We start from the raw sequence: 25,688 nt of genomic DNA, 5'->3' as shown, positions 1-25,688 counted from the left end.
CCGTCGTAACGAGTACCATGCGATTCGTTATCGTGGGTGCTGGTCGGGTCGGAATGCGAACCGCCCGCGTCCTCCGACAGGAGGGACACGAGGTGACGCTCGTCGAGCCGAAGCGCAAGACGGTTGACCGACTCACCAACGAGGGGTACGACGTCGTGCAGGGCGACGGCTCCCAGGAGGAGCTGCTGCTCGACATCGGTCTCGACGAGGCCGACGGCCTCGCGGCGCTCTCCGGCGAGTTCGACGTGAACGTCATCGCCTGTATGATCGCGAAGTCACACGGCTGTCGGACGGTCCTCCGCGCGGCCTCGGACTACCACGAGTACGTCCTCCGCAAGTACGCGAGCGACGTCGACGAGGTCATCTACCCCGAACGGCTCGGCGCCATCGTCGCGAAGAACGCACTCCTGGGTGGTTCCATCCGCGCCATCGCCGACATCGCCAAGCACCTCCAGATCGTCGAGCTGACGGTCACCGACGAGTCACCGATGCACGGCTACACGCTCTCGGAGCTGGAACTGCCCGCGGACTCCCGCCTGCTCGCGTTCGGGAAGCGCGACGGCACCTACCAGCTCCCGACCGACGACGAGTCGTTCGAGACGGGTGACCGCGCCATCATCCTCGCGGACTACGAACATCTCACCGACGTCAGGCGCATCATCGTCGGAGAGAACAGCCACGCCATCCCGGCGGGTGGGAGCGCATGAGCCTCGTCCACGCGTACGTCATGATCAAGGCGTACACCGGCGACGCGGACAAACTGAAAGGCGAGATCGAGGCCATCGAGGGCGTCACGAGCGCCCACATCGTCGCCGGCGACGTCGACCTCATCGCCAAGGTCGAGGTGCCGTCGCCCGCCGAGGTGAAGACCATCGCCGCCACCCAGATTCAGAATCTGGAGGGGGTGGAGGACACCCGGACGTACATCGCGATGGACTAACACACCCACTTTTTGCACCTCCTTCGCTCGTGAGCCTTCGGCTCACTCGCCCCGAGCATCCGTGAACGAGCGAAGCGAGTGAGCGGTTCACGCTGAGCGCCGAAGGCGCGAAGCGTAGCGCCCGCGGACTGGAGGCGCGCGAAGCGCGCCGGAAGGAGCAGGCGCTATTTTTCCCCAAGTTTTTGCCGAGGGGCTGAGCGAGCGGAGCGAGCGAAGCCCCTCGCGGAAAAAGTGGGTTAGAACTCGACCATCGCGCCGTAGCCGGCACCGAGGAAGCCGCCGTAGACGACGAAGCCGAACAGGTAGGCCAGATTCATCCCGAACTCGAAGGGGAACGTGAACGGGGTGGTGGCGCTGACGAGGAGCGGGAGCGCGAGCGCGCCGACGACGAGCGCGAGGACGGCGCCGTAGGCGAGCCCCATGCTCGTCGCGGTCGTGGTGAGCGCGGCCCGCTCCATCAGCGGCTGCAGGAACGCCCGGAGGTCGGGGTTGTTCTCGGTCATCGAGAGCATCGAGTCGACGTAGGCGTCGATGCTGCTGGCGACGACGCGGGCGAAGCCGGCCCCGAAGACGAGCGAGACGATGAGCCACGTGGCCCACGACTTCGCGACCGACCCCCCGACGCCGAACAGCGAGCCGACGAACTGGATGTAGACGGGCCCCGCGAGGTGGTGGATGACGAGGCCGCCCATCAGCCCACCGAGTAGCGAGCCGAAGACGACGCCCTTCGTCGTCTTCGCGCCGACGGCGAGGCCGTGTTCTTCGAAGCTCGCACCGTAGCCCGCGCCGATGACGCCGCCGAACAGCGTGTAGCCGATGACGACCATCGGGTTGAGGTACGGCACCGGAAGGTCGAACGTCGTGGTGGCAGAGACGAGCGCCGGGACGAGGATGCCGCCGACGAAGATGCCGCAGACCGCACCGAAGCCGAGGCCGCGACGGGTCGACCGCCAGAGGTACCCCTCGGACTCGTCGCGCGGGCGGACGTAGCGGACGAAGAAGACCCCGAGCAGGAACGTCAGGCCCATCCAGACGGCCCACGAGCGGGGCACCGAGCCCGCGTAGCCGACGAGCGAGCCGTAGAACAGAAGCTGTGCGTCACCGCCGGCCTGATAGACGATGCTGCCGCCGAGGAACCCACCGAGGAGCGACGAGAAGACGACGGCGTCGCGGTGGTCGCGGACGACGCGGGGGAGGACGGAGCCGCTCTGTTTCGCCGAGCCGTAGGCGGCGCCGAGCGCCGTCCCGTAGACGATGTAGCCGATGATGATGCCGAGGTTCGTGTTCGGCACGTCGATGGTCCACTCGGTGAGCTGGGTTGCGTAGTAGGGGACGACGAGCATTCCGAGCCCGACGGCGAGGATGACCCCGTACGCAAAGCCGGCGGAGGTGACGCCCTTCACGTAGCCCTTCCCCTTCGAGACGGTTCGAGCCGCCGTAAAGACGAACACCAGCGCGAGGAGGAACGACAGGATGCCCCAGACGGCGAGCGCGCTGACGGGGGTCGGGCGAACACCCGCGATGAGCGCGAGCGACGCGAGGTGGCCGGGAACGAGCACGAGGAACGTCGCGGCCCCGGCGGCGGCGCCGACGAGCGGGCCGAACACCAGCGCGCTGGCGCCGTTGCCGAGTAGCGTCCCGGATCCAACCGTCAGGGAGGACTCGTGCTCGACGATGCGGCCGTAGGTGACCCCGAGGACGCCGCCGAAGACGACGAACCCGAAGACGGGCCCGGCGGCGGTTCGCGACAGCTCGTAGGAGAACGGCGTCGCGCCGATGACGAGTTCGGGAACCGCGATGCGGCCGACGAGCAGGCCGAGGATGGCGCCGTAGGTGAGCCCCATCAGGGTCGTGGTGGTCGTGAGCGGTGCACGTCTGAAGAACGGGCCCAGCAGACTTCGGGTGAGCGCGTTGCTCTTGGCGAGGGCGATGAGGTTGCCCCCGATGGTGCCGGCGTGGCGGGCGGCGAACGCGCCGAACAGCGCGCCGAACAGCGCTGCGACCGCCACAAACGCGATGACACCCCGGGTCTTCGACCCCGGGCCGATGCCCAGGACGAGTGCCATGTACCGGAGGTACAGCGGCGTGAACGCCGCGTAGATGACCGCCGCCCCGGCGAGCCCCCCGACGAGCGAGCCGGCGATCGTCGCCTTCTGCTCGGTCCGGCTCAGCGTCGCCACGCTACCCGTGTCTCCTGGATGACTGTGCGCTTTGCTAGTCGTCACGCGTCTATCTACACGGGTATGGAAAACCGACTGGGTAAAACGTTGCGGGGGGCGTACCCGGGTGTTTAAATCCCGTTCGGCGCCCCGCTCCGACGTCGTCGGGGGGCGACGTCCCGGCCCACGTATGAAACCACGTCGCTGGAACGGGGCTATACTTAAGCACGCGACACGCTTTCGATGTGGCACTCCGACATATCACGGAGACCACCATCATGGCATACGCATTCCCGAGCGAGGAGTGGATTCAGGAGTACGAGCGACGGCTGAACGAGGACGACGCGTACCAGGACGCCTCGGAGGGCTGGGGCGTCGGCTTCAACGGCGACTTCATCTTCCACATCGGCGCCGACGACCGGCTCCCCGAGGACAGGTACTACTTCATCGGGCTGGAGAACGGCGACGTCTACGACTGCCGCGAGATAGACTCGCCCGACGAGGTCGACTGGGGGTTCATCATCCGTGGCGCCTACAGCGACTGGGTCAAACTCACGAAAGGTGAGATCGGCGCCATCGACGGGATGATGTCCGGCGTCTTCGAGATCGAGGGCGACATGCAGAAGGTCCTCCAGTACTCGAACGCCGCGGTCGCGATGACAGAGGTGTCGAGCGCCATCGACACCGAGTTCACCTACTGACGACCGACTAGTTTTCTGACCGCTGGCGAACGTTTTTCACCGAAAGGGCGGCCACCGAGCCCATGCCGTGAGTGTCGCCCCGGATGGCCGAGGCTGTCGCGTGGAACACCATCCGGGACTGCGTGTGGCACAGGGAGTGTCACGTTCCGCCTGTTCGCCACTCAGTAGAGCGTCGCGCCGGCGCCGACGCGCGTCTGATACGCGCGTGATTCGATTCCCTCGGCGTCGAAGGCGTCGAGCATCGCGGTCGCGACCGACCGCCGCTTACCGGACTGACAAACCGCGAGCACCGCGGGCCCCGCACCGGAGATCGTCACGCCCGCCGCGCCCGCCGCGAGTGCGGCCGCTCGAACCTCGGCGTAGCCGTCGATGAGTTCCGCTCGGGCGGGCGTCACCACGGGGTCGTCCATCCCGCGACCGACGAGTTCGGGGTCCGAGCGCGCCATCCCGGCGGTGAGCGTCGCGGCGTTGCCGACGATCTCGACCACCTCGCTCATGCGGGCGCCCTCGGGGACGACCCCTCGCGCGTCGCGTGTGGAGACGACGATTTCGGGGAGACACGCCACGAGCGGGATGTCCGTCCCCAAGCGGGTGACGCCGTCGGACCGCGCGATGGTGAACCCGCCGAGAATGGAGGGCGCGACGTTGTCGGCGTGGGCGTCGCCCGACACCACCGCCTCGCCCTCGGCGGCGATGGGCACGAGCTCCTCCCTCGATTTGCCGCGGTCGTACAGTTCGTTGAGCGCGACGGCCGCCCCGGCGGCGCTCGCCGCCGAGGAGCCGAGCCCCGACGCCGGCCGAACGCCCTTGTCGATCTTGATGTGCGCGGGAGCGTCGAGCGCCTCCGCGACCGCGCCCACGGTGTTCTTCTCGGGGTCCTCGGGGATGTACTGCGAGCCGACGCCCGTCACCTCGATCGTCGTCCGGTCGGCTTTCTCCACGCGAACGACGTCGGCGGGCCGCTCGAACGCCACCCCGAAGACGTCGAAGCCGCTCCCGAGGTTCGCGCTCGTCGCCGGTGCCCGCACGGTCAGCATAGGATGGGATACTGGGAGGCCACCGATAAAGCTACCCGAACGCGGTCGACTTCGAGGGCCGGTACCGGGGGCTTTTTCGCCCGGCCGGCCCTACATCGAGCCATGAGTGCGCTACGCGATGCGATGCGGGACCTACCCGAGGCGGTGTTCGCGGACTTACTCGAGAGCGAGGACGCCTACTGTCTCGTCCTCGACCTCCCGGGTGCGAGCGCCGACACGGTCGACGTGACCGTCGAGAACGGCCGGCTCCGCATCGAGGCTCGCCGCGAGAAGGGGCTCCCGACCGAGTTCCGCTACCTCCGCGAGGACCGCGCGCTGTTCCTCGACGCCGAGATTCCGCTCCCGCCGACGGTGGCCGGTGAGGGGGCCGACGCGACCATCGAGCGTGGCGTCCTGACGCTGACGCTCCCGAAGTCCTCCACCACCGGCGGCACGCAGGTCCCGGTCGAAGACGCCTGACCGTGGCCATCCTCCGTTCGTATCGGCGCTTCGTCGTCGTCGCCTACCAGTTTCTCCCCCTGCTGCTGGCGTACGCGCGCGACCGCCGCAAGTACCTCCTGTTCGGCGGCCCGCGAAAGGTCTCCGCCGAGCGGCGCCGCCGGCGCGCGCGCTCGCTGCTCGACTCGATGCTCACGCTCGGCCCGACGTTCATCAAGCTCGGCCAGTTGCTCTCGACCCGCCCGGACATCCTCCCGCCGGAGTACGTCGAGGAGTTCGAACAGCTGCAGGACAGCGTCCCCCCCGCACCGTGGCCCGAGGCCCAGCAGGTGCTCGAAGCCGAGCTCGGCCCCGTCGAGGAGGCGTTCGACGACTTCGACACCGAGGCGATAAGCGGCGCGTCGCTCGGCCAGGTGTACGTCGCCGAACACGAGGGTGAGCGCGTCGCGGTGAAGGTTCGACGGCCCGGCATCGAGGACCTCGTGGAGGCCGACCTCCGCGTCATCACGTTCTCGCTCCCCATCCTGATGCGGTTCGTCGGGAGCGCCCGCGCGTTCTCGATGCAGACGCTCGCCGACGAATTCGCGAAGGTCATCCGCGAGGAGATGGACTACGACCGGGAACGCGAGATGCTCCGTGAGATTCGGAGCCACTTCCGCGACGAGCCGCGCATCCGCATCCCGGGGGTCGTCGACGAGCGGTCGACCAGTCGCGTGCTGACGATGGAGTACGTCCCTGGCACCAAGATCTCGGAGATCGACGACCTCGACGCGCTGGGAATCGACCGTACCCGACTCGCGGAGACGCTCCAGCGCGTCTACCTCCAGATGATCGTAGAAGACGGCGTGTTCCACGCCGACCCACACCCCGGCAACCTCGCGGTGCAGGACGACGGCACCATCGTCTTCTACGACTTCGGGATGTCGGGACGAGTGGACCCGTTCATCCAGGAGAAGATCGTCGAGTTCTATCTGGCCGTCGCACAGCAGGACACCGACGCCATCCTCGACACGCTCATCGAGATGGGGACCCTGAGCCCCGAGGCCGACCGCCAGGTGATGAGCGACGTGATGGAACTCGCCATCGCGGACGCCCGCGGCGAGAACATCGAGCAGTACCGCGTCCAGCAGATCGTCTCACAGGTCGAGGACACCATCTACGAGTTCCCCCTCCGCTTGCCGCCGAACCTCGCGCTCGTCCTTCGGGTCGCCACCGTGGTCGAAGGCGTCTGTGTGACGCTCGACCCCGACTTCGACTTCATCGACGTCGCCACCTCCTACCTCGGCGAGCAGGGCTACATCGAGCAGGGGGCCCGCGAAGCCGTCGAGCAGGCTGGCCAGCAGTTGAACGAGACGACCCGGTCGCTGTTCCGCGTCCCCCCGAAACTGGAGGACGTGCTGACGACGATGGACCGCGGCGACCTCACCGTCGAGGTCGAACTCCCCGACGACCCGCCGCTCGCCCGCCGACTCGCCCTCCGACTCATCTACGGCATCCTGCTCGCCTTTACCGCGTTCTCGACCGCGCTGCTGTACGTGTTCACGACGCTGGAAGCGACCGCGGTCGGCGCGGGGGCGACGCTCCTGCTTGTGGGACTGCTCTGGCGGTCGTTCCGGACGCGGTCCGGCATCCGCGCGAAACCGCAGTTCACCCGGCAGAACCTCAGACAGCGCCGCGACGACTGAGACTGTCGGCTGCACGCTGGGTACCGCCACGGCTTTGCGCCACGCTGTCGACGCGGGCGTATGGACATCGAGCCGTTCGACCTCGAACGCTTCTTCGCCCGCTACGAGCACGACGCCGACATCATGCTCGCGGAGTCGGGCATCCGCTCGCTCGCGGCCAGCGAGTTCGACACCGACCCCGGGGAACTCGGGTACGTCATCCCGACAGCAGGCGATCCCGCACTCCGTAGAACCATCGGCGAGCGGTACGACCGTGACGCCGACGAGGTGCTGTGTACCTGTGGGGCTCAGGAGGCGAACTTCGTCGCCTTCGCGGCCCTCATGGGCGAGCACGCGGTGACCATCACGCCCACCTACCAGTCGCTCCACAGCGTCCCCCGGGCGTTCGGCGAGGTGACGACCGTCGACCTCGAACCCCCCGAGTGGGACCTCGACCTCGACGCCGTGCAAGCGGCACTCCGCCCGGAGACGTCGGTGCTCGTCCTCAACAACCCGAACAACCCGACCGGACGGTACTTCTCGCAGGAGACGGTCGAGGCGCTGTACGACCTCGCGGCCGCGAACGACACCTACCTGCTCTGTGACGAGGTGTACCGCCTCCTCTCGCCGGACCCCCTCCCGCCGGTGGCCTCCATGGGCGAGTACGGCATCTCGACGTCGTCGGTCACCAAGAGCCACGGGCTCGCAGGCTGTCGGTTCGGCTGGCTCGCCGGCCCCCGTGAGGTCGTCGACGCGGCGGCGACGTGGAAGGACTACACGACGATCTCCCCCTCGCCGTTCGGCCAGCACGTCGCCCGGCAGGCCATCGAGCGGGAAGCGGAGATACTGGCGCGCAACCGCGAGCTCGCTGCCGACCACCGCGCTCGGGTGCGGTCGTTCCTCGACGACCACGGGCTCGACTGGTACGAGCCGACGGGCGTCAACGGCTTCGTGACCGTCCCCGAGGGGTTCGCCACGGGCCGGTCGTTCTGCGAGGCGCTGGTCGAGAGCGAGAGCGTCCTGCTCGCACCGGGCGACGCGTTCGGTGTCCCCGACCGCTTCCGCATCGGCTTCGGGCTCCCGACCGACCAGCTCGAAGCCGGGCTGACGCGGCTCGATTCGTTCCTCACCGCGCACGCCTAGTTCGCGTGTCTGACACTCAAACGACTCTTTGTCCTTAGCGAGGTCGTTTATCAGTAGCCGACGAACGACTGGTATGTTCGAGTTCGCCCAGAGAATCGACGCTCCCCGCGTCCTCCTCCCGCTCGGCGTCCTGCTGATGGGCGTCGGGCTCGCGCTGACGGGGGTGAGCGTCCACGTCGAGGCCACCACCTGTCACAACTGTACGCCGTACCACCCGCTGTTCGTCGTCGCGCCGGTCGGCATCGGGGCGACCCTGACGACGGCCGGTGGCTGGCTGCTCGGTCGCCTCTGACCCCACAAGCGGTATCAAACCGTTTATACCGACAAGGCCGGAACTGCCTGTATGGCGAAAGAGCAGACCGAAGTTCGCGAACTGCAGGAGGGGAACTACGTCATGATCGAGGACGTTCCCAGCGTCATCACCTCCTACAGCACGTCGAAGCCCGGCAAACACGGCAGCGCGAAGGCCCGCGTCGAGGGCAAGGGCGTCTTCGACGGCGGCCAGAAGCGCAACTTCACGAACCCAGTCGACGCAAAGTGCTGGGTGCCCATCATCACGCGCAAGCAGGGCCAGGTCGTCTCCACGACGGGCGACGAGATGCAGGTGATGGACCTCGAGACGTACGACACGTTCACGATGCGCATCCCCGACGGCGTCAGCGTCTCCTCCGACGACGAGATCGAGTTCCTCGAGTACGAGGACCAGCGGAAGGTCGTCTGAAGCCGGCATGAGCTTCCCCGGCGCGACGAGTGAGCGCCCCGCGGCCGACTACGCGGTCGTGGGCGCGCCGCTCGACGTTTCGACGACGTTCCAGCCGGGAACCCGGTTCGGCCCCGAACGCGTCAGGCGCTTCGCCCGGACCTTCGACGACTACGACCACCGTACTGGCCTGCTTTTCACCGACCTCGCGGTCCACGACCACGGTGACGTTCGCGCGTGGGACGACGCCGCCGAGTACCTCGACTTTCTGGAGGGCGTCCTCGCGGATCTCCACGACGAAGCGACCGTGCCGCTGCTCGTCGGCGGCGAACACACCGTCTCCGTCGCGGGCGTTCGCGCGGCCGACCCGGACGTGTTCGTCTGTCTCGACGCACACCTCGACCTCCGCGCCGAGTACGACGGGAACCCGCTGTCGCACGCGACAGTGACGCGGCACGCCCTCGATATCGTAGACGAAGCGGTGATTCTCGGCGCACGAACTGGCTCCGAGGAGGAGTGGGACCGCGCGAGTGAAGCCGACGTGACCGTGGTGGCGCCCGAAGACGTGGTAGACTGGGCACCCGCGTTCGACGGCGAGGTCTATCTCTCGGTGGACATCGACGGCGCGGACCCCGCGTACGCCCCCGGAACGGGGACGATGGAGCCGTTCGGCCTGACCCCGAGAGAGATGCGCGATGTGGTTCGGGCGGTCGCTCCCGACTGCGTGGCGTTCGACCTCGTCGAGGTGAACGACCGCGACGACGGCCAGGCCGCCTCGTTGGGGGGCAAACTCCTCCGGGAGTTCGTCTTCTCGCACGCCGCTTCGGAGTGAGCCGGCGAGGGAAAGCGACTATCCGCCCCGCGCACTCACGCCCGGATATGGACCTCCCTGACTTCGCCGGGCGACTCGACGACGAACTCGACGTGGGCATGTGGGCGAGCGCCGACTACGCGGTCAACGGCCTGCAGGTCGGGCCCGAGACCGCCGAGGTGGAGCACGCTGCGTTCGCCGTCGATGGGGTGGTGGCGACGTTCGAAGACGCCGCCGACGCCGGCGCGGACGTGCTCGTCGTCCACCACGGCATCTCGTGGGGCGGCATCGACCGCATCACCGGCAAGGAGTTCGACCGGGTGCGGACGCTGCTGGACAACGACCTCGCGCTGTACGCGGTCCACGGCCCGCTCGACGCGCACCCCGAGTACGGCAACGCCGCACAGTTGTGCGAGTTCCTCGACCTCTCTGTCGAGGAGCCGTTCGGCCGCGACGGCCCGGGTCACGTCGGCCAGCGCGGTCGAACCGACGACCCGTACACCCCCACGGAGCTCCGCGAGAAGCTCGCGGAACTGGAGAACGGTGGCGAACCCGTCCAGCACCTCGATTTCGGCCCCGACGAGATTTCAGACGTGGCCGTCCTCACCGGCTCCGGCGTCGACTGGCTGGACGAGGCCCGCGAGAAGGGGGTCGACGCGCTCGTCACGGGCGAAGGGAAACAGCCCGCCTACCACGAGGCACGCGAAGCGGGCATCCACGTCTTCCTCGCAGGGCACTACGCCACCGAGACGTTCGGCGTGCGTGCGCTGCAGGACCTCGTCGAGGAGTGGGGACTGGAGACGACGTATCTCTCGCACCCGACCGGACTCTGACTCAGAGTTCCTCGACCGAGAGCGAGAACCCCCATCGGTCGTTCCGGGTCGTGTCCTCGCCGCCAGGGACGCCGTCCTCGAAGTAGTTGTACACAGTCTCGAACCGTCGCTCGCCGAGCGGCGTGCATCGCCCGGCGTCCTCGCTCGCGTAGAGGCCGACGTACGCCGTCAGCGTCCCGTTCGCCGGAACCTCGACGGTGCCGTACTCCTGGGTCACGGCGATACCGGAGGTGAGTCGCCAGCAGCCGTCGCCCTCGACGTCGTACTCGGGGCGCGTGCGGTCGGGGTCGCCCTCGGTCGACCGCTCGGAGTGCGGAAGGAAGACGTAGGTGCGGTCGTCGCTCCCGACGTACTGGAACACCACCCCTCGATACTCGCCCACGACGACCGGGTCGTCGGTGGGGTTCTCGACGTCGACGCGGACGACGGGCGGTGACCCCTGTGTGACGTACGGGTCCGCAAGCGAGACGCGAGGGCGAATCGGGAGGTCGGGGGCGTCGTCCTGCCCGGTGATGCGGGCGATGTGGGTCGCGTCGGGCGGGTGTTCGAGATCGGAGGGCTGGCTGCCACCCGGCCCGTCACCGTCCGAGCCGCCGTCGGGGAGGGGGTCGCTGTCGTCGTTGGCGATGGCGGTACAGCCGGCGAGTGCGACGACGCCGGCGACGCCGGCGGCACGCAAGAGGCTCCGTCGAGTGGACATACCATCCGATTGACGGCTGTGGGGATAAGCCGGTCGTAGCATCAAACGGCCGTTTGAGTGGCGCGGGCGACCGAAGGGAGCCCGCGGAATAGTGAACGGGGAGCGTGAGCGACCCGTGAGCGGCGAGGTTGACCGAAGACAGGCCTCGGATATGCGAACGGGGAGGCGCGTGAGCGACGATCCGTGCGCCGTGGGAGTGGCCTGCACTCACCCAAGACACTTGTAGGCCGACCGGCCACGCCCCGGCATGGAGCTGCGCGAAGGTGGCCCCGCGGACGCCGAGGCGCTCTGTTCGCTGACGGCGACCGTCTGGCGCACCGCGTACGTCGACGTGCTCGGGGAGGAGGTCGTGGAGGACCACCTCGCGGAGACGAACGACCCGGAGACGCTACGCGAGCAGTTCGAGACGCACGACCTCACCGCGTTCGTCGTGGGCGACCCGGTCGTCGGCTCGGCGGTCTGCCGGCCGGCCGACGGCGGCGCCCCGCTGTATCTCACCACGCTGTACGTCCACCCCGACCGCTGGGGCGAGGGGTTCGGCTCCCGACTCCTGGCGCGCGTGGAACGCGAGGCGCGCGACCGCGACATCGAGCGGGTCGTGCTGGTCGTCCTCGACGGTAACGAGCGGGCCCGAGCGTTCTACGAGCGCCACGGCTACGAACAGATGGCGGTCCGCGAGGAGAGCATCACGGACGACGTCGAGGAGCTCCAGTACGAGAAACGGCTCTCGGAGTGACCGGCGCAAACGATTTCTCCGTGGGCCCGCACGACCCGACGATGCACGTTCGCGAGGGGCGGCCCGAGCACACCGACGCCGTCTGCGAGATTGCGGTCGCGTCGTGGCACGCCGCCTACGACGACATCCTCGGCGCGGACACCGTGGCCGAGCGGGTCGCCGAGTGGTACGACCCCGCGGTCGTTCGGGACTACTTCGACGACCCCGACGTGTCGGTGTACGTCGCGGGCGACCCGATCGTCGGCTACGCCTTCTGCCGCCACTACCCGGCCGAGAACCGCCTGCATCTCACGGCCATCTACGTCCATCCCGAGCGATGGGGCGAGGGCGTCGGCTCGGCGCTGATCGAGCGTGTCGAGCGCGAAGCGCGTGCCCTCGGTGCCGACCGGGTCGACCTGGTCGTCCTCGCCGAGAACGACGTGGGGCGTGGGTTCTACGAGCGCCACGGGTACCAGCAAGTGCGAGAACGCGAGGAGACCGTCGACGACGCGCGGGAACTGGTGTACGAGAAGCCAGTCTAAACGAGGACGAGCCACGCCGCCAGCACCGCCGCCGCGCCGAGCACCGTCGAGGCGACGGCGTGGATACGGAGGCGGTCGAGCAGCGCGTGGGCGTCACCCGACAGCTGGGCGACCTCCCCGACCTCGCTGCCGGTCTCGCACTCGGGGAGGAAATCCATCGCGACGTGGAGGAACACGCCGGCCGCGAAGCCGAAGACGAGCGCCTTCGTCGGCCCCGAGAACGCGGGGTTGATGAGTGCCGCTGGAATCGCCGTCAGGCCGACGCCCGCCGCGGGAAGCAGGAGGACCGAGACGGGTTTGCCCGCCTTCCGAAGCCGGCGAGCGGCCGCGTAGCCCGCGGGACCCTTGTGCGAGACGATAGCGAGCCCGAGCAGCAGCCCGAGTTCCGGAAGCGCCGCGTAGATGACGCCGATGATGAGCCCCGCCGAGAGCGCGTGTGCGGCGATCTGGAGGGCAGTGTCGTCGAACGGTGTGTCGAGGTGCGAGAGCCGGTGGCCGACGGTGTGTGCGCCGTAGCCGGCGAGGAGCCCGGCGGCGACGCCGAACCCGCCGACCTGCCCGCCGAGCCCGAACGCCTGCGGGAGCAGGAACACCGCCGCAGAGGTCACCATCGCACCCGCGGCGAGCCCGTAGCCCCAGACGAGCCGGCGGGCGTCCTGCGTCCCGGCGGCTCGCGCACCGGGAATCGCGAACAGCGCCATCGCGCCGAACGCGACCCACGAGATGACGAGCACCTTCGTCTGCCCGGCCTGAATCGCAGGCACCGAGAGGACGACCAGCAGGAGCGTCGAGACGACACCGGTCAGCGAGAGCTCGCCCACCTGTGGGAGCGAGACGGAACGCGTAGCCATTACTAACCAAATTCCCAGAGTTAACAATAAGTGCGTCGGTTCACAACTTCGGGAAGAACGTTAATATCCTAGCGAGTGGCCTGTTTCCACTCGCGAAGCGAGAGCACGGCTCCGTCCAGATCCTCGGCAGGAGCCTCGGTGGTGGCCCAGACGAACAGCTCAGCTACCTCGTCGGGGTCGCGACCCTGCCCGCCCGCGAGGTCGGTCGCCACCTGTCCGGGGTCGACGACGCCGACGGCCTGGTCGAGGTCGGCGGCGAACTGCCGGGCGACGGCCTCGGCGACGGCTTTCGAGACGGCGTAGGAGCCGAAGCCGGGCAGGGCATCTCTGGCGATGCGGCCCGAGGGCACGATGACGCGGGCGTCGGGCGCGAGATGTGGGACGGCTTCGCGAATCGTCGCGAACACGCCCCGACCGTTCGTGCGAACGTGGTCGTCGAAGGCTGCGTACGACTCGTCCGGTGCGGGTGTCTCGCCCGGTGGGCCGTGATAGACCCCAGCGTTGGCGACGACGATGTCGATAGGTTCGCCGGCCTCTCGGGCGGCGGTCTCCATCAGCCGCTCCACGTCGTACTCGTCGCGGATGTCGGCCCGCTGAGTGACAGCCTCACCGCCGGCGTCGATGACCTCGGCGGCGACCGTGTGGAGTTCGTCCTCGTCGCGGGCACAGAGCGTCAGGTGGGCACCCGCCTCGGCGAAGCGACGGGCGACTGCGGCACCGATGCCACGGCTCGCCCCGGTGATGACGACGTTCATGTTCGTTCCTCGAACGCCCACCGGAAGGCCGTTTCCGTCCCGGCCGACGTGGCCGTCACCGGGCGTGGCGCACGGCAGTCGTGCGACTACCTGTCACCGTGGGGTTTTCCCCATGCGGCCCGTCTGAGATGACATGTCCCTCTCCGGAACGTCCATCACCGTCATCGGCGGTGGTTTCGGTGGCCTCTCGACGGCCTGCTATCTCGCCGACGCCGGGGCCGACGTCACGGTCCTCGAGAAGAACGAACAGCTCGGGGGGCGTGCCTCCCGGCTCGAATCGGATGGGTTCCGCTTCGACATGGGCCCCTCCTGGTATCTCATGCCCGACGTGTTCGAGCGGTTCTTCGGCCACTTCGGCAAGCAGCCATCGGACTACTACGAGCTGACGCGGCTCGACCCCCACTATCGCATCTTCTTCAAGGACGAGCAGGAGACGGCCACCGACGGCGGACTCACGACCGCCGCAGAAGCGACGGATGCCCGCTACGTCGACATGGTCCCGGACCTCGAACAGAACATCGAGACGTTCGAGCAGTACGAGGAGGGCGCGGGCGAGGCGCTCCGCGACTACCTCGACACCTCCGAGACGCACTACGAGGTGGCGATGAACCAGTTCGTCTACGAGGACCGTCCCCGCCTTCGGGATTGGGTCGACCTCGACGTGATGCGGGCCGCACCCATCGGCCTCAAACTCGTCGGGAAGATGGACGACTACGTCTCGAACTACTTCGAGAGCCACAAACTGCAGCAGATCATGCAGTACACGCTCGTCTTCCTCGGTGGCTCCCCGAAGAACACGCCCGCGCTCTACAACATGATGAGCCACGTCGATTTCAACCTGGGCGTCTACTACCCCGACGGCGGCATCGGCGCAGTCGTCGACGCGCTGGTCGCCCTGGGAGAAGAACTCGGCGTCACCTACGAGACGAACGCCGAGGTCACGGAGATCATCTCGCGGCGCGAGGGGTTCGAGGTGGAGCTCGCCGACGGAACCCGCACGCGATACGACCTCGTCGTCTCCGACGCCGACTACGCCCACACCGAACAGGAACTCCTGCCCGAACACGCACGGGGGTACGACGCCGACTACTGGGAGTCGCGGACCTACGCTCCCTCGGCGTTCCTCATGTACATGGGCGTCGAGGGCGACGTAGACCCGCTCGAACACCACACGCTCGTCCTCCCGGACGACTGGGACCCCCACTTCGAGCAGATATTCGACGACCCGGCGTGGCCCGACGACCCCGCCTACTACGTCTGCGTGCCGAGCGCGACCGACGACACCGTCGCGCCGGAGGGCCACTCGAACCTGTTCGTGCTCGTGCCCATCGCCCCCGGCCTCGAAGACGACGAGGAAACGAGAGCGAACTACCGCGAACACGTCCTCGACGACCTCGCCGAGAACACCGGCGTCGACCTCCGCGACCGCATCGTGTTCGAGGAGCAGTTCTGCGTCTCGGACTTCGCCGACCGCTACAACTCCATGAAGGGGACCGCCCTCGGGATGGCGCACACGCTCCGACAGACCGCCATCCTCCGGCCGCCGCACCGCTCGAAGGAGCTCCCGGGCCTCTACTTCACGGGGTCGTACACCACCCCCGGCATCGGCGTCCCGATGTGCCTCATCTCCGGGGAGCACACGGCGAACGCGCTCATCGAGGACCAATAGCGAGATGCGACCGGAGGGTGTACCTCGAAGGAGCCGAACGGGCCGACAGGTCCGTGAGGCAACGAGCGAACTGCCGACGGCAGTGAGCGAGCGATGAGCAACGACACCCCGACGCTGGACCGCCTGCTCCCGAGCCGCGACACCCGTACGGGCTACTTGCTTCGGGTGTCGCGCCCGCGGTTCTGGTTCTACCTCGCCGGCCCGGTCGTCGTCGGGGTCGCCTACGCCGCCGACTCGCTCACGGACCTGTTCGCCCCCATCGCACTCGCCCTGTTCGCGTACTTCCTGCTCCCCGCCAACGTCTTCCTCTACGGCGTCAACGACGTGTTCGACCGCGACGTCGACGCCGACAACCCGAAGAAAGACGACCGAGAGGTCCGCTACCGGGGCGACCGGATCGTCCCCGTCGCCGTCGCCCTCACCGCGCTCCTGGGGCTCGCGTTCCTCCCCGTCCTCCCCCTGGAAGCGGGCGTGGCGATGCTCGGCTTCCTCGTGCTCGGTGCGGAGTACTCCGCGCCACCCCTCCGGTTCAAGACCACACCCCTGCTCGACTCGCTGTCGAACGGGCTCTACGTCCTCCCCGGCGTCGTCGCGTACACGGCGCTCTCGGGGGGGCTTCCACCGACGCTCGCCATCGTGGGGGCGTGGCTCTGGGCGATGGCGATGCACACGTTCTCGGCGATTCCGGACATCGAGCCGGACCGCGCGGCCGGTATCCGCACGACGGCGACGGCCCTCGGCGAGCGCCGAACGTACGCGTACTGTGCGCTCGTCTGGCTGCTCGCGGCGGTCGCGTTCGGCCTCGTCCACCCGTTCCTCGGCGCAGTCCTGGGGTTCTATCCGCTGTTCGTCGCCGGCATCGTGGTCGGAGGCGTGGACGTCGACCGCGCCTACTGGTGGTTCCCGGTTGTGAACACCGTGGCAGGCATGCTGCTCACGCTCGCGGCACTCTGGGTGATGCTGTATGGCTGAGGCGCACCGCCCCGCACGGGCTCGCATCGAGGCCGAGCTCGACGCGCTCGTCACGGAGAACCGCTTCACCATCGCGGTCGTCTTCCCGGCGTTCGGCGCCGTCCTCCTGTTGGCGAGCGCCGAGATGCTACTTGGACCACTCGGGTTCAACCCGTATCTCGTCCTGTTCGGGACGCTCGTGATGCGGTTGCCCCTGATTGCGGGGCTCGCGCCGCTCGTCGACCGGAAGGCCGCCGCCGGCCTCCTCGGACTGGCGCTGTACGCCTACGTCGTCGAGTACGTCGGGACGACCACGGGACTGCCGTACGGCCCCTTCGAGTACGGCGTCGACCTCGGGCCGATGCTGCTCGGGAAGGTGCCGTTCGCCCTCCCGATCTTCTTCTTCCCGCTGGTCGTCAACGCCTACCTGCTGATGCTGCTGTTGCTCGGTGACCGCGCGGAGCGGACGGTCGTCCGCCTCGTCGCCGTCGTCGCGACCGTTCTCCTGATGGACGTCGTGCTCGACCCCGGCGCGGTCGCTCTCGGGTTCTGGAGCTACGACCTCGACGCGGTCGTCCTCGGCGTCTGGCCGTACGACGCACCCGGCGACTTCTACGGCGTCCCGTGGTCGAACTACGCGGGCTGGGTGCTCTCGGCGACGGTCGCCGTCGCCACGCTCGACTGGGCGTTCTCGCGAGCCGGCCTCAGACGCCGGCTCGCCGCCTGCGAGTTCATGCTCGACGACCTCGTCTCGTTCGTCATCCTCTGGGGCGCCGTCAACGCCTACTTCGGCCAGTGGCTCCCGGTGGCGTTCGCGGCGCTGCTCGGCGTGGGGCTCTGGAAGACGGACCGGTTCGACGTGCCGCTGCCCCCGTGGCTCTCGACGCAGCGTGTCGCGAGCGACTGACTCAGTCGAAGACGGCTGTGACGGCAGCCAGAAGCCGGGCAGCGTCCTCGTGGCCGTCGTAGCTCACGACCCCGGTTCGCCGGTCGTACTCCAGCCAGTCGCGCGACTGAAGCTTCGGCAGGTGGTTGTGGACGAGCTGGGTCGACAGCTGGTCGCGGTCGTGTTCGAGGATGCGGCGGTCGACGTAGTCGAGTACCTCCTGGAACCGTGCGGTCGAGCTTCGAGTGTGGTTCTCGAAGTAGTTGACAACCTCCCGACGGACGTGGTCGTCGAGCGTGTCGAGCAGCTGGTCGACCTGCGCGGCCTGCTCAGGGGGGCACCCTCGTGTAGCCATGTGCAGTGACTAGGGAAACGTTCGGGATAAAGATAGCCCCTGAATATATTACCGAGAACTCCAGAACATCCGCCAGTTGTCGACCGGATACTACCCGACCGTTCAGCGGGCCGGCGAGGGCGTCCCGGGCTCCGTCCCGTGGAACGTCGTGTCGCCGTACGGCACTGCGGAGACGGCCGCGAACACCGCCTCGGGGTCCTTGTTCCACGCCCAGTGCCAGCGCGTCTTCGCGACGAGCGCGAGCTTGCGGCGCCGCGAGATGCTCGGCGTCGTCGTCACGGTGTCGTACTCGAGATCGCGGACGAGTCGATGGTGGTCGGCGTACAGCACCGACGCGAGCAGGACCGGGAACTGGCAGTCCGTGGGGAGATACTTGATGCCGGCGACGCCCTCGCGGTAGAGTCGCTCGGTACGCCGGAGTTCGGCCTCGATGGCGCGGCGAACGCCCTCGGTCGCCTCACGGTTCTCGATATCGGCGGCGCTGCCGCCGTGTGCTTCGACCGTCTCGATGGGGAGATAGATGCGGTCGCGCTCGACGATGTCCTCGCCGACGTCACGCAGGAAGTTCGTCATCTGGAACGCCTCACCGAGCGTCCGGGCGTGGGGGATGGCAGCCTCGCGGTTGTCGGGCTCCATCACGTACGTCATCATCACGCCCACGGCCGCTGCGGAGCCGCGCATGTACGTCTCGGCCTCCTCGTAGGTTCGGTACCGGGACTTCTCGATGTCCGCGAGCATCGCGTCGATGAACGTCTCGACCTCCGCGTCTGGGATGCCGTACCGCTCGCGCATCTCGGCGAACGCCGAGAGTACCGGGTCGTCCGTCTCGACTCTCCCCAGCGCCGCGTCGCGGATGCGCAAGAGCTGGCGGCGCTGCTCGTCGGGGCCCACGTCTCCGGCGTCGTCCACGACCTCGTCGGCGACCCGGAAGAACGCGTACAGGACGTACGTCGCTTCCCGTACCCGCTTCGGAAGCACCCGGGTGGCGTAGTAGAACGTCTTCCCGGTCTCCTTGTGTATCGACTTGCTCTCGGCAAGCTGAGAATCGTCGACCATTCAGTGACCTGAACATACGTTCCGTGCCATCTTATAGCTTCCCGGCAACTACCGGTAATTTCCCCCGAGAAGCCCGTTCTCGGCGATTCAGCGACCTCGGGGTAAGGACACGAAGGCAGCGCGTGTCAGGGACGCATCAGGCTCCCAGATACCCCCACGCCTGGAGCCGGTCGGCATCGCCCGTCATCCACCGCTCGCCGATGTCGTCGCGGTAGTACATGTTCGGGATGATGATGTCGTCGATGCGGTCGTACGCCTGGCTGCGCGCGGCGGCCATCGTCTCACCCTTCCCGGTGACGACGAGCGGCATCCCCGACTCGCCGGCTGCACGCCACTGGCCGTCGACCAGTTTGGCGTCCTCGATGTGGATACCCGTGCGGTCGTCCGTCTCGAAGACGACCGCCGCGTTCCGCGAGTTCTCCTGGTAGATGGCCTCGTCGTCGAACGGGTACGGTGGGAGCACGACCCGGACCCCGATCTGGTAGCCCCGGTGGACCGACGGCTCGAAGGTCTCGCCGTTCGCCAGCCGGTAGAAGAACTCCCCAGTGGGCGTGTTCAGCCCTTCCTCCTGCAGGGTGATGGTGGGGTAGCCGAACCGTGGCGTGAACTCGAGGGGATGGATGCCGCTGCTGTTCACGATGGAGTTGACGTCGATGCTGCCGACGTACCCCTCGTCGGCGAGCCACCCCTCCAGTCGCCCGAGCGTCTCGTTGAAGATGCGGTTCCGCTCGCTCCAGAACATCGAGGTGCCCATCTCGCCGGTCGAGGGGCCGATGTTTCCGGGAAAGAGCTTCTTGTGCTCGAAGTTGATGTTCACCGGCTCGATGAACTCCTCGCCGTTGAAGAAGCCGCAGACCGCGATTTCGACGCCGGAGACGCGCCGCTGCAGCTGAAACCCCTTCATCCGGTGGCCCCACGCCTTCTTGTACGCCCGGAGCACGTCGACCACGTCGCTGCCGTCGTCCTCGCGGCCGACGTACAGCAGGCGTTTGACGTTCTGCACCTCCCCGAGCGGTTTGATGACATACGGACCGGGGTTGTCGAGGACGTGCTGGATACCCTCGTCGAAGTCGTCGAACACCCGGTGGGGGAGCACGTCGACGCCGTGCTCCTCCAGAATGTCCATCGCGTAGCCACGGTCGTCTTCGAGCTGGTCGGTGTTGGGGGTACCACCGACGACGGCCTTCCCTTCCGCCCGGAGCTCCTGGGCGAGTTCGCCGGTCCCGAGGTCGCTGCCGACCCAGATGTCGTCGAAGACGATGACGTCGGCCCAGTCGACCTCGGCACGCCAGTCGTCGGTCTTCTGGACGAACCCGTCGGCGATTTCGTTGTCCGATTCGGCTTCGATGTAGTACTTGACGTCGTGCCCTTCCTTCGACACCTGCCACGCGATGTCGCCGATGAGCGCGGCATCGAGCGAGCAGAAGAGGAAGTTCTTGTCGTCCATACGGCGGCTACAGCCCCGGTGCTGAAAAAGCGGTGGGGCGGCGCAGGAGCCCGCGACCGTGAGTGGGGAGACACTTTTACGTAATGCCGATGAGAGAACGGTGTATGACAACGTTCCTAGTCGGGACCGACAGCGCGGAAACGAGCGAGAAACTGCTCGCGTACCTCGAATCGCGCGTCGTGGACGGCGACGAGGTGTACGCGGTCAACTCACTGGTCGGCGGCGACCGGAGTAACGACAAAGACGTTCTCGCCGGCACCGAGGCGCTCGAGATACTCAAAGACGGTGTGGGCGCCGACACCCACCAGCTCATCCGCGGCAACAGCCCACAGGAGGACCTGCTGGCGTTCGCCGAGGACCACGACATCGACGAGCTCGTCATCGGCATCCGGAAGCGCTCGCCGACCGGGAAGATGCTGTTCGGCTCGACCGCCCAGGACCTGCTGCTGGAGACGGACCTGCCGGTCGTCGCCGTCCCCCTCGTCGACGCCGTCTGACCGCGCCCGGAGCGAACTGTTTTGACGGAGTGTGTACATCTGTACAGCATGAGCCAGGACTGGTTACACGTCGCGGGCGACATGGCCGAGCGCGCAGCCGACGAAACTGAGGGCGAGGCCGCAGAGCGCCTCCGGAACCTCGCCGAACAGCTCCACACGCTCGCCGACCGGGCGCGCGGCCCCGACCACGGGCGCATCGCTCGCATCGAGAACATCCTCGACGAGGTCGAAGCGGAGGTGAGCGAGGCCGCTGCCGAGTACATCCAGCAGGCCCGCGAGGAGGTCGTCCGCTACCGCAGCACCGTCGAGGGCGTCTGAGCCGCCGACACCCGACGAAGACGCATCGTAGATAGTTCTTTGTTTTTCGGTGACATAGGTGTGCTATGGACCGCCGAGAGTACGCGTTCGAGGGGGCGAAGCCCGACATCCACGAGGACGCCCACGTCAGCCGCGAGTCGACACTCGTCGGTGACGTGACCGTCGCTGCTGGTGCGTCGGTGTGGCCGGGGGTCGTCCTCCGGGGCGACGTCGGCCCGGTCGTGGTCGGCGAGCACGCACACGTCGGCGACAACGCCTCGATCCACGCCTCGACGCTCGGCGACCGGGTGATGGTCGGCCACGGCGCCGTCGTCAACGACAGCGAGGTGGGCGCCGACACGCTCGTCGGTTTCAACGCGACGCTCGACGAGGCCGTCGTCGGCGAGCGCTGTGTCGTCGCCACCGGAACGGTCGTCCCGGAGGGGATGTCGATTCCCGACGAGTCGTTCGTCCGCGGGGTGCCCGCGAGCTACACGCCGCTCTCGGAGACGACCGTCGACGTCGACACGCTGTTCGAGACGTACCAGTCCGGCGGCTACACCGACCTCGCGGCACGCCACGAGGACCTGTTCGAGTAGGGTCGTTACAGCGGCTCGATGGCCTCGAACGAGAGCACGGCGTGCGTCACCTCGCCGTTGGCGACCAGCGGCGCGCCGCTCACGACCAGCCGGAACCGGTTGTCGTTCGGCCCGACCCACTCGTGGGTGACGCCCTCGACGCGCTCGCCGGTGTCGAGCACCTGGGCGCTCACCGTCTCGGCGGGGTCAATTGGGTCGCCGTCGGCGTCGTACGTCGCGACGGCGTCTGAATCGTGGTGGAGGCCGACCAGTTCGTCGCCGTCGAGGCCGAACTCGTCCCTGGCGGCCTCGTTCGTCCGTCGGATGACACCGTCGGCGTCGACGATGACCATGGGCTGGGGAGCGACCTCCAGCAGTTGCCGGTTCAGGTCGCGCTCCTGCTGGAGCTGCGCGCGGGCCCGGCGCTCGGCCGTGACGTCGCGCGTGTTGACGACGAACCCCTCGACTGCGGAGTCGTGGAGGCGGTTGTGCCCCCGTGACTGCACCTGGAGCCAGTGACCGTCCGCGTGGCGAAACCGATACTCGACGGTGAGGAGCTCCTCGGGCGCCTCGAGTCCGTGCTCGAACGTCCGCACGACGCGCTCGCGGTCGGCCGGATGGATGTAGTCGAACGCGACCTCACCAACGAGTGTGTCGGGGCGGTAGCCGAACACGTCCTCGAGGCTCGGGCTCAGGAACTGGAAGCGACCACCGCCATCGAGTTCGGCGATGACGGAGGGCGCGTGCTCGACGAGCGCCCGGAACCGCGCACGCTCGGTCGAGACTGCCGCCTCGTACGCGGTCCGCGCCGTGTCGATCTCGGGGTCGGGGGCTGCCCGTACCATAGTTTCACGCAACGTGCAACTGATATAAGATGGTGGGGCCGTTCTCAGTCAGCGAAAACAGCAGCCGCTAACCGTGGACAGGGTACGCGAGTCGGGCTGCCCCCGGCCGAACAGTTAACTGAGCGTCACGAACGGGCGCCAGCGCGTTCCCGTCGGCTTCGACCGGGAGCGGATCGTTCGCGTGCAGCCCCACCGACGAACCCTGCCAGTAGTGGACCGCGGGGTGGTAGACGTGTCCGCCGGTGCGCGCGAGCCGCGCGAGCCGAATCCACTCCCGGGCCGACGTCGACTCGACGACGAGCGCGTGGAGCTGGCCATCGCCCGCCCGCGATTCCGGCAGGAGGTCGAACGCGTTCCCCCGATAGCGACCGCCCCCCACCGCGACGAGTCTGGCCTCGCCGTCGTACTGCGCTGTCCCGTCGACGGTGACTGCCACGTCGAGTGGCGGGTCCGAAACGGCGGCACGAGCGGTGCCGAGCAGGTAGGCCAGCGGCCCCGGCAGAAACCGCAGCGAGTCTGCCGCGTCGAGCGCCCGCCGGAACAGCCCGGCGGTGAACCCCAGCACGAAGTACGGCCGGTCGCCCGGCGGCTCCGTCCGTATCTCCCCGAGGTCGAGCGGTCGAGGGTCGACGCCTCGTCGGAGGCCACGGGCCACGTCACGCCAGTCGGCATCGCCGTAGCAGTGTCGGTAGGCGCTGTTGCCCCGGCCCGCGGGCACGACGAACAGCGGCGGGGCCTCGGTGTCGACGAGCGCGCCCGCCACCTCTCCGAGGGTACCGTCGCCCCCGACGACGACGAGCAGGTCGGCATCGGCGTGCGTACGAGCGGCCTCGGGAACCGCGGCGGCGCGCTCCGTGACAGTTGCATCGAGGTCGCTGTCGGGGAACAGCCCGCGAAGCTCGGCGAGCAGTGCCTCGCCACGGCCGTCTCCGGAGACGGGGTTGACGACACAGCCGATTCGCTGGGGTGTCACAGCCACGCGCGGAGCGACACCGACCCTTGCTCGTCGAGCGCCCCGACCGTCTCGGCGGCGGCGCGTGCGGCCGACTCGCGGGCGCCGCGTGCCTCCAGCGCTTCTCGAAGCTTCGTGCGGGCCGTCGCTCGAACCTCCGCGAGGGTGCGGCCCGCGAAGCCGGTGGGATGGTCGACGGTCGCCGACAACACCTCGCCCGAATCGAGTTCCACGGTCACCCGTGCACCCATCCGCTTGTCCGCGTCCGAGAGGTCGTCCGGGAGCGGGCGCTTCCGAACGAATTTCAGGAGCGTGGGGAGGTGTCGCAGCGTGATCACGGGACCCACAGTGGTGGCCGCGTACGGGAGGACGCCGGGGCCGACCCGGCGGAGCATCGCGCCCAGCGGCACTTCGGATTCGAGCGCGGCCATCGTGAACGCCGGGTCGTGTTCGACCGAGACGTTCTGCACGAGTTTCCATACCCGCGACTCGCCGAGTGCCGCCGGCGTGAACTGGCGCGGCGTGTGTTCACCCCTGAGGAGCGCGCTGGCGACGTTGTACGGCACCGAGAAGGTGAGCGCCGCGAGCGTCGAGTCCGGCCCCCACACGTACGGCTCGGCGCGGGCGTTCACCTCGGTGCAGAACAGCGAGCCCGCGACCGTGACTCGACCAATCGTCACGTCCCGCTCGGGGAACTGTCGCCGTACCTCCAGGGCGGCCTCGACGGGGGCGATGACGTACGCACAGCCCGGCACCGCCTTCACGGTGAGCGCGCGGGTGTGCCACCGCTCACTCAGTCCCGTCAGGAACTCGGGGAGGGGCTTGCTCGCGAACTCGTCGAGGAATCCGCCGTCGGCGGCGAGGAGGTTGGTGGTGCCCACTGCCCCCTCGCGAGCGCGAGTGACAGCGGTGAGTCCCGTCAGGATGGGGTCTGCGGCGCTCGCCACCTTCGCGTCGCTCCCCAGAAACGCAGGTTCGAGGGGCCACGGCGGCTGGCCGAGCGCGATGGCGAGTGCGTTCGCCAGCGTGTCAGCGTCGTCGCCCGCGACGACCGCCCTCCCGACGGCGGCGGCGACGGCGTGGATGTACGCGGTCTGCTGGCCCCGGAACGGGCCGACGGCGGCCGCCGCGGCGATGCGTGCGCTCACCTCGTTGGCAGCGATCGTCGCCGTCAGCGTGCGACGGCCGCTCACGCCTTCGGCTTCGGCGACCGCGAGCGGGACGAACACCGACGAGTGGCCGGTGTGTCCGCCGAGGACGGTGTCGTCGAAGTCGAGCGCCATCGAGAGCGCGGCGTTCCCCCAGCACGCGCCGCGGACGGTCGTGGGGTCGCCCCCGAGGAAGGAGACGGGGCCGTCGCCGTGGTCAGCAGCGACCGTGGCCGCAATCTCGTCAGCGACGGGGAGGTCGAGCGACCAGATGGCGGCGCCGACCGTCGACTGGACCTGCGCGCGGGCAGCGCGGCGGACCTCGGGCGGTGGGTCACGGTAGCCGAGGTTCGTCGCCCACTCGGCAGCGCGTTCGAGAAACGGCACCTCGGAGTCGTCGTCGTCGCTCCCGAACGGTCCAATCATGGCAGGCGAGGAGGCAGCACTCGGTCACGAAACGCTGACTGCATGAGCAGACGGTCGACGCCTTGCGATAAAACTGTTCAGGCCGCCGAGAGGTCGCGGTCGGTCGGGAGCAGCAGAAACCATTTGCGCGTTCGAAGACGACGGGAGCTATGGACGACGGACCTGTCACGCTCCAGCCGGCGGACGACAGCCTTCCCTACGTCGAAGCACTGCTCGACGGCGCCGGGCTGCCGTCGCGAGACGTCCGTGAGTCATCGGGGTGGTTCTACGTCGGCTACGTCGACGGTGAGCGCGTCGGCGTCGGCGGAATCGAGCCGTACGGAACCGACGGACTCCTCCGTTCGGTCGTCGTCGAACCGGCGGCTCGGGGTCGGGGACTCGGCACAGCCCTCTGTGCTGCGCTAGAGGCCGAAGCCCGCGCGGTCGGGGTCGATACGCTCTACCTGCTCACGACGACCGCGGCGCCGTTCTTCGCCGCCCGTGGCTACGATGCAATCGACCGAACCGAGCCACCCGCAGCCATCCAGCGAACCACCGAGTTCGACGACCTCTGTCCCACGACAGCCACCTGTATGCGGAAACGCCTGTAGCC

At 68.3% G+C, this 25,688-nt stretch carries 30 protein-coding genes; 19 read left to right on the top strand and 11 right to left on the bottom strand.

The genetic code is table 11. The annotated features are described in order from the left end of the window. The first annotated feature begins 17 nt into the window (after positions 1–17). Both NL126_RS13055 and NL126_RS13050 read left to right on the top strand, forming a co-directional pair. Entirely contained in the window at positions 18–707 is a 690-nt protein-coding gene (locus NL126_RS13055; RefSeq protein WP_255195316.1) for a potassium channel family protein, read from the top strand. Further along, positions 704–940, top strand: coding sequence for an Lrp/AsnC family transcriptional regulator (locus tag NL126_RS13050; protein WP_255195315.1), 237 nt, complete (start codon positions 704–706; stop codon positions 938–940). The genes NL126_RS13055 and NL126_RS13050 overlap by 4 nt, the downstream gene beginning before the upstream one ends. Before the next feature lie 236 nt (positions 941–1,176). Here the strand turns inward: NL126_RS13050 and NL126_RS13045 are convergent, their stop codons facing one another. Next, entirely contained in the window at positions 1,177–3,120 is a 1,944-nt protein-coding gene (locus tag NL126_RS13045) for a hypothetical protein (protein ID WP_255195314.1), read from the bottom strand. A gap of 257 nt (positions 3,121–3,377) precedes the next feature. Between NL126_RS13045 and NL126_RS13040 the strand changes: the two genes are divergently transcribed. Next, complete coding sequence (locus NL126_RS13040; protein WP_255195313.1) at positions 3,378–3,800, top strand: SCP2 sterol-binding domain-containing protein; 423 nt, start codon at positions 3,378–3,380, stop codon at positions 3,798–3,800. A 161-nt stretch (positions 3,801–3,961) separates the two neighbouring features. Here the strand turns inward: NL126_RS13040 and NL126_RS13035 are convergent, their stop codons facing one another. Then, entirely contained in the window at positions 3,962–4,837 is an 876-nt protein-coding gene (locus tag NL126_RS13035) for a homoserine kinase (RefSeq protein WP_255195312.1), read from the bottom strand. A gap of 102 nt (positions 4,838–4,939) precedes the next feature. On the opposite strand from NL126_RS13035, the gene NL126_RS13030 reads away from it, so the two are divergent. The 7 genes from NL126_RS13030 (at position 4,940) to NL126_RS13000 (ending at position 10,426) form a co-directional block, all read left to right on the top strand. After that, positions 4,940–5,296 (top strand): Hsp20/alpha crystallin family protein, encoded by a 357-nt coding sequence (locus NL126_RS13030; RefSeq protein WP_255195311.1) that lies wholly within the window; start codon positions 4,940–4,942, stop codon positions 5,294–5,296. Continuing rightward, positions 5,293–6,960: an ABC1 kinase family protein gene (locus NL126_RS13025; protein ID WP_350355504.1), complete on the top strand. Its 1,668-nt coding sequence runs from the start codon at positions 5,293–5,295 to the stop codon at positions 6,958–6,960. The genes NL126_RS13030 and NL126_RS13025 overlap by 4 nt, the downstream gene beginning before the upstream one ends. 60 nt (positions 6,961–7,020) lie before the next feature. Beyond that, on the top strand, positions 7,021–8,082 hold the full coding sequence (locus tag NL126_RS13020; protein ID WP_255195309.1) for an aminotransferase class I/II-fold pyridoxal phosphate-dependent enzyme: 1,062 nt from the start codon (positions 7,021–7,023) through the stop codon (positions 8,080–8,082). A gap of 73 nt (positions 8,083–8,155) precedes the next feature. Further along, the gene (locus tag NL126_RS13015) at positions 8,156–8,374 is read left to right on the top strand and encodes a hypothetical protein (RefSeq protein ID WP_255195308.1); all 219 of its coding nucleotides are present in this window, start codon (positions 8,156–8,158) and stop codon (positions 8,372–8,374) included. 51 nt (positions 8,375–8,425) lie between these two features. After that, positions 8,426–8,803: a translation initiation factor IF-5A gene (locus NL126_RS13010; RefSeq protein ID WP_255195307.1), complete on the top strand. Its 378-nt coding sequence runs from the start codon at positions 8,426–8,428 to the stop codon at positions 8,801–8,803. A gap of 7 nt (positions 8,804–8,810) precedes the next feature. After that, the gene (locus NL126_RS13005) at positions 8,811–9,614 is read left to right on the top strand and encodes an arginase family protein (RefSeq protein ID WP_255195306.1); all 804 of its coding nucleotides are present in this window, start codon (positions 8,811–8,813) and stop codon (positions 9,612–9,614) included. Positions 9,615–9,661: 47 nt separating this feature from the next. Next, entirely contained in the window at positions 9,662–10,426 is a 765-nt protein-coding gene (locus tag NL126_RS13000; RefSeq protein WP_255195305.1) for a Nif3-like dinuclear metal center hexameric protein, read from the top strand. A 1-nt stretch (position 10,427) separates the two neighbouring features. Here the strand turns inward: NL126_RS13000 and NL126_RS12995 are convergent, their stop codons facing one another. Then, positions 10,428–11,126 (bottom strand): hypothetical protein, encoded by a 699-nt coding sequence (locus NL126_RS12995; RefSeq protein WP_255195304.1) that lies wholly within the window; start codon positions 11,124–11,126, stop codon positions 10,428–10,430. A 247-nt stretch (positions 11,127–11,373) separates the two neighbouring features. Between NL126_RS12995 and NL126_RS12990 the strand changes: the two genes are divergently transcribed. Both NL126_RS12990 and NL126_RS12985 read left to right on the top strand, forming a co-directional pair. Then, the gene (locus tag NL126_RS12990; protein WP_255195303.1) at positions 11,374–11,862 is read left to right on the top strand and encodes a GNAT family N-acetyltransferase; all 489 of its coding nucleotides are present in this window, start codon (positions 11,374–11,376) and stop codon (positions 11,860–11,862) included. A 41-nt stretch (positions 11,863–11,903) separates the two neighbouring features. Beyond that, complete coding sequence (locus tag NL126_RS12985) at positions 11,904–12,383, top strand: GNAT family N-acetyltransferase (RefSeq protein ID WP_255195302.1); 480 nt, start codon at positions 11,904–11,906, stop codon at positions 12,381–12,383. Here the strand turns inward: NL126_RS12985 and NL126_RS12980 are convergent. Together NL126_RS12980 and NL126_RS12975 are read right to left on the bottom strand one after the other, a co-directional pair. After that, on the bottom strand, positions 12,380–13,234 hold the full coding sequence (locus NL126_RS12980) for a ZIP family metal transporter (protein WP_255195301.1): 855 nt from the start codon (positions 13,232–13,234) through the stop codon (positions 12,380–12,382). The two genes, NL126_RS12985 and NL126_RS12980, sit on opposite strands and share 4 nt — an antisense overlap. Before the next feature lie 68 nt (positions 13,235–13,302). After that, on the bottom strand, positions 13,303–13,989 hold the full coding sequence (locus NL126_RS12975) for an SDR family NAD(P)-dependent oxidoreductase (protein ID WP_255195300.1): 687 nt from the start codon (positions 13,987–13,989) through the stop codon (positions 13,303–13,305). A gap of 133 nt (positions 13,990–14,122) precedes the next feature. On the opposite strand from NL126_RS12975, the gene crtID reads away from it, so the two are divergent. The 3 genes from crtID (at position 14,123) to cruF (ending at position 17,516) form a co-directional block, all read left to right on the top strand. Beyond that, positions 14,123–15,658, top strand: coding sequence for a bifunctional phytoene desaturase/3,4-desaturase (gene crtID, locus NL126_RS12970; protein ID WP_255195299.1), 1,536 nt, complete (start codon positions 14,123–14,125; stop codon positions 15,656–15,658). Between the two features lie 93 nt (positions 15,659–15,751). Further along, positions 15,752–16,630 (top strand): prenyltransferase, encoded by an 879-nt coding sequence (locus NL126_RS12965; protein ID WP_255195298.1) that lies wholly within the window; start codon positions 15,752–15,754, stop codon positions 16,628–16,630. Next, a complete protein-coding gene (cruF, locus tag NL126_RS12960) occupies positions 16,623–17,516 on the top strand; it encodes a bisanhydrobacterioruberin hydratase CruF (RefSeq protein WP_255195297.1) in 894 nt (297 codons plus the stop codon). Before NL126_RS12965 ends, cruF begins: the two co-directional genes overlap by 8 nt. Before the next feature lies 1 nt (position 17,517). On the opposite strand, the gene NL126_RS12955 is transcribed toward cruF, so the two are convergent. The 3 genes from NL126_RS12955 to NL126_RS12945 form a co-directional block, all read right to left on the bottom strand. Continuing rightward, complete coding sequence (locus tag NL126_RS12955) at positions 17,518–17,850, bottom strand: DUF7344 domain-containing protein (protein WP_255195296.1); 333 nt, start codon at positions 17,848–17,850, stop codon at positions 17,518–17,520. Positions 17,851–17,952: 102 nt separating this feature from the next. After that, entirely contained in the window at positions 17,953–18,906 is a 954-nt protein-coding gene (locus NL126_RS12950; RefSeq protein WP_255195295.1) for a phytoene/squalene synthase family protein, read from the bottom strand. A 136-nt stretch (positions 18,907–19,042) separates the two neighbouring features. Then, positions 19,043–20,353 (bottom strand): phosphoribosylamine--glycine ligase, encoded by a 1,311-nt coding sequence (locus NL126_RS12945; RefSeq protein ID WP_255195294.1) that lies wholly within the window; start codon positions 20,351–20,353, stop codon positions 19,043–19,045. Positions 20,354–20,457: 104 nt separating this feature from the next. On the opposite strand from NL126_RS12945, the gene NL126_RS12940 reads away from it, so the two are divergent. The 3 genes from NL126_RS12940 (at position 20,458) to NL126_RS12930 (ending at position 21,746) form a co-directional block, all read left to right on the top strand. Next, complete coding sequence (locus tag NL126_RS12940) at positions 20,458–20,850, top strand: universal stress protein (RefSeq protein WP_255195293.1); 393 nt, start codon at positions 20,458–20,460, stop codon at positions 20,848–20,850. 48 nt (positions 20,851–20,898) lie between these two features. Beyond that, complete coding sequence (locus NL126_RS12935; protein WP_255195292.1) at positions 20,899–21,168, top strand: DUF7553 family protein; 270 nt, start codon at positions 20,899–20,901, stop codon at positions 21,166–21,168. A gap of 65 nt (positions 21,169–21,233) precedes the next feature. Next, positions 21,234–21,746 carry a gamma carbonic anhydrase family protein gene (locus tag NL126_RS12930; RefSeq protein WP_255195291.1) on the top strand — a complete coding sequence of 171 codons (513 nt, stop codon included), beginning with the start codon at positions 21,234–21,236 and terminating at the stop codon, positions 21,744–21,746. Positions 21,747–21,751: 5 nt separating this feature from the next. Here the strand turns inward: NL126_RS12930 and NL126_RS12925 are convergent, their stop codons facing one another. The 3 genes from NL126_RS12925 to NL126_RS12915 all read right to left on the bottom strand — a co-directional run bounded on the left by NL126_RS12925 (position 21,752) and on the right by NL126_RS12915 (position 25,096). Beyond that, on the bottom strand, positions 21,752–22,570 hold the full coding sequence (locus tag NL126_RS12925; protein ID WP_255195290.1) for a PAS domain-containing protein: 819 nt from the start codon (positions 22,568–22,570) through the stop codon (positions 21,752–21,754). 67 nt (positions 22,571–22,637) lie between these two features. Then, complete coding sequence (locus tag NL126_RS12920; RefSeq protein WP_255195289.1) at positions 22,638–23,549, bottom strand: diacylglycerol/lipid kinase family protein; 912 nt, start codon at positions 23,547–23,549, stop codon at positions 22,638–22,640. Beyond that, positions 23,540–25,096 carry an MmgE/PrpD family protein gene (locus NL126_RS12915; RefSeq protein WP_255195288.1) on the bottom strand — a complete coding sequence of 519 codons (1,557 nt, stop codon included), beginning with the start codon at positions 25,094–25,096 and terminating at the stop codon, positions 23,540–23,542. Before NL126_RS12915 ends, NL126_RS12920 begins: the two co-directional genes overlap by 10 nt. A gap of 149 nt (positions 25,097–25,245) precedes the next feature. Here NL126_RS12915 and arsN2 point away from each other — a divergent pair, with 149 nt between their 5' ends. Next, the gene (gene arsN2 / locus NL126_RS12910) at positions 25,246–25,686 is read left to right on the top strand and encodes an arsenic resistance N-acetyltransferase ArsN2 (RefSeq protein WP_255195287.1); all 441 of its coding nucleotides are present in this window, start codon (positions 25,246–25,248) and stop codon (positions 25,684–25,686) included. Positions 25,687–25,688 lie beyond the last annotated feature (2 nt).

The sequence above is a fragment of the Halorarius litoreus genome, from assembly GCF_024362405.1.
Taxonomy (GTDB): domain Archaea; phylum Halobacteriota; class Halobacteria; order Halobacteriales; family Haloarculaceae; genus Halorarius; species Halorarius litoreus.
Note: the sequence above shows the minus strand (reverse complement) of the source record. Positions and strands in the feature narration are given on the sequence as shown.

What these genes read in the sequence shown, in the direction of transcription:
- NL126_RS12955 (WP_255195296.1), bottom strand. Translation starts at nt 17,850, where the DNA reads ATGGCTACACGAGGGTGCCCCCCTGAGCAGGCCGCGCAGGTCGACCAG.
- NL126_RS13050 (WP_255195315.1), top strand. Translation starts at nt 704, where the DNA reads ATGAGCCTCGTCCACGCGTACGTCATGATCAAGGCGTACACCGGCGAC.
- NL126_RS13005 (WP_255195306.1), top strand. Translation starts at nt 8,811, where the DNA reads ATGAGCTTCCCCGGCGCGACGAGTGAGCGCCCCGCGGCCGACTACGCG.
- NL126_RS12940 (WP_255195293.1), top strand. Translation starts at nt 20,458, where the DNA reads ATGACAACGTTCCTAGTCGGGACCGACAGCGCGGAAACGAGCGAGAAA.
- NL126_RS12950 (WP_255195295.1), bottom strand. Translation starts at nt 18,906, where the DNA reads ATGGTCGACGATTCTCAGCTTGCCGAGAGCAAGTCGATACACAAGGAG.
- NL126_RS13055 (WP_255195316.1), top strand. Translation starts at nt 18, where the DNA reads ATGCGATTCGTTATCGTGGGTGCTGGTCGGGTCGGAATGCGAACCGCC.
- NL126_RS12980 (WP_255195301.1), bottom strand. Translation starts at nt 13,234, where the DNA reads ATGGCTACGCGTTCCGTCTCGCTCCCACAGGTGGGCGAGCTCTCGCTG.
- NL126_RS13000 (WP_255195305.1), top strand. Translation starts at nt 9,662, where the DNA reads ATGGACCTCCCTGACTTCGCCGGGCGACTCGACGACGAACTCGACGTG.
- NL126_RS13015 (WP_255195308.1), top strand. Translation starts at nt 8,156, where the DNA reads ATGTTCGAGTTCGCCCAGAGAATCGACGCTCCCCGCGTCCTCCTCCCG.
- NL126_RS12985 (WP_255195302.1), top strand. Translation starts at nt 11,904, where the DNA reads ATGCACGTTCGCGAGGGGCGGCCCGAGCACACCGACGCCGTCTGCGAG.
- crtID (WP_255195299.1), top strand. Translation starts at nt 14,123, where the DNA reads ATGTCCCTCTCCGGAACGTCCATCACCGTCATCGGCGGTGGTTTCGGT.
- NL126_RS13010 (WP_255195307.1), top strand. Translation starts at nt 8,426, where the DNA reads ATGGCGAAAGAGCAGACCGAAGTTCGCGAACTGCAGGAGGGGAACTAC.
- NL126_RS13040 (WP_255195313.1), top strand. Translation starts at nt 3,378, where the DNA reads ATGGCATACGCATTCCCGAGCGAGGAGTGGATTCAGGAGTACGAGCGA.
- NL126_RS13020 (WP_255195309.1), top strand. Translation starts at nt 7,021, where the DNA reads ATGGACATCGAGCCGTTCGACCTCGAACGCTTCTTCGCCCGCTACGAG.
- NL126_RS12990 (WP_255195303.1), top strand. Translation starts at nt 11,374, where the DNA reads ATGGAGCTGCGCGAAGGTGGCCCCGCGGACGCCGAGGCGCTCTGTTCG.
- cruF (WP_255195297.1), top strand. Translation starts at nt 16,623, where the DNA reads ATGGCTGAGGCGCACCGCCCCGCACGGGCTCGCATCGAGGCCGAGCTC.
- NL126_RS13035 (WP_255195312.1), bottom strand. Translation starts at nt 4,837, where the DNA reads ATGCTGACCGTGCGGGCACCGGCGACGAGCGCGAACCTCGGGAGCGGC.
- NL126_RS12995 (WP_255195304.1), bottom strand. Translation starts at nt 11,126, where the DNA reads ATGTCCACTCGACGGAGCCTCTTGCGTGCCGCCGGCGTCGCCGGCGTC.
- NL126_RS12925 (WP_255195290.1), bottom strand. Translation starts at nt 22,570, where the DNA reads ATGGTACGGGCAGCCCCCGACCCCGAGATCGACACGGCGCGGACCGCG.
- NL126_RS12975 (WP_255195300.1), bottom strand. Translation starts at nt 13,989, where the DNA reads ATGAACGTCGTCATCACCGGGGCGAGCCGTGGCATCGGTGCCGCAGTC.
- arsN2 (WP_255195287.1), top strand. Translation starts at nt 25,246, where the DNA reads ATGGACGACGGACCTGTCACGCTCCAGCCGGCGGACGACAGCCTTCCC.
- NL126_RS12935 (WP_255195292.1), top strand. Translation starts at nt 20,899, where the DNA reads ATGAGCCAGGACTGGTTACACGTCGCGGGCGACATGGCCGAGCGCGCA.
- NL126_RS12965 (WP_255195298.1), top strand. Translation starts at nt 15,752, where the DNA reads ATGAGCAACGACACCCCGACGCTGGACCGCCTGCTCCCGAGCCGCGAC.
- NL126_RS13030 (WP_255195311.1), top strand. Translation starts at nt 4,940, where the DNA reads ATGAGTGCGCTACGCGATGCGATGCGGGACCTACCCGAGGCGGTGTTC.
- NL126_RS12945 (WP_255195294.1), bottom strand. Translation starts at nt 20,353, where the DNA reads ATGGACGACAAGAACTTCCTCTTCTGCTCGCTCGATGCCGCGCTCATC.
- NL126_RS12930 (WP_255195291.1), top strand. Translation starts at nt 21,234, where the DNA reads ATGGACCGCCGAGAGTACGCGTTCGAGGGGGCGAAGCCCGACATCCAC.
- NL126_RS12915 (WP_255195288.1), bottom strand. Translation starts at nt 25,096, where the DNA reads ATGATTGGACCGTTCGGGAGCGACGACGACGACTCCGAGGTGCCGTTT.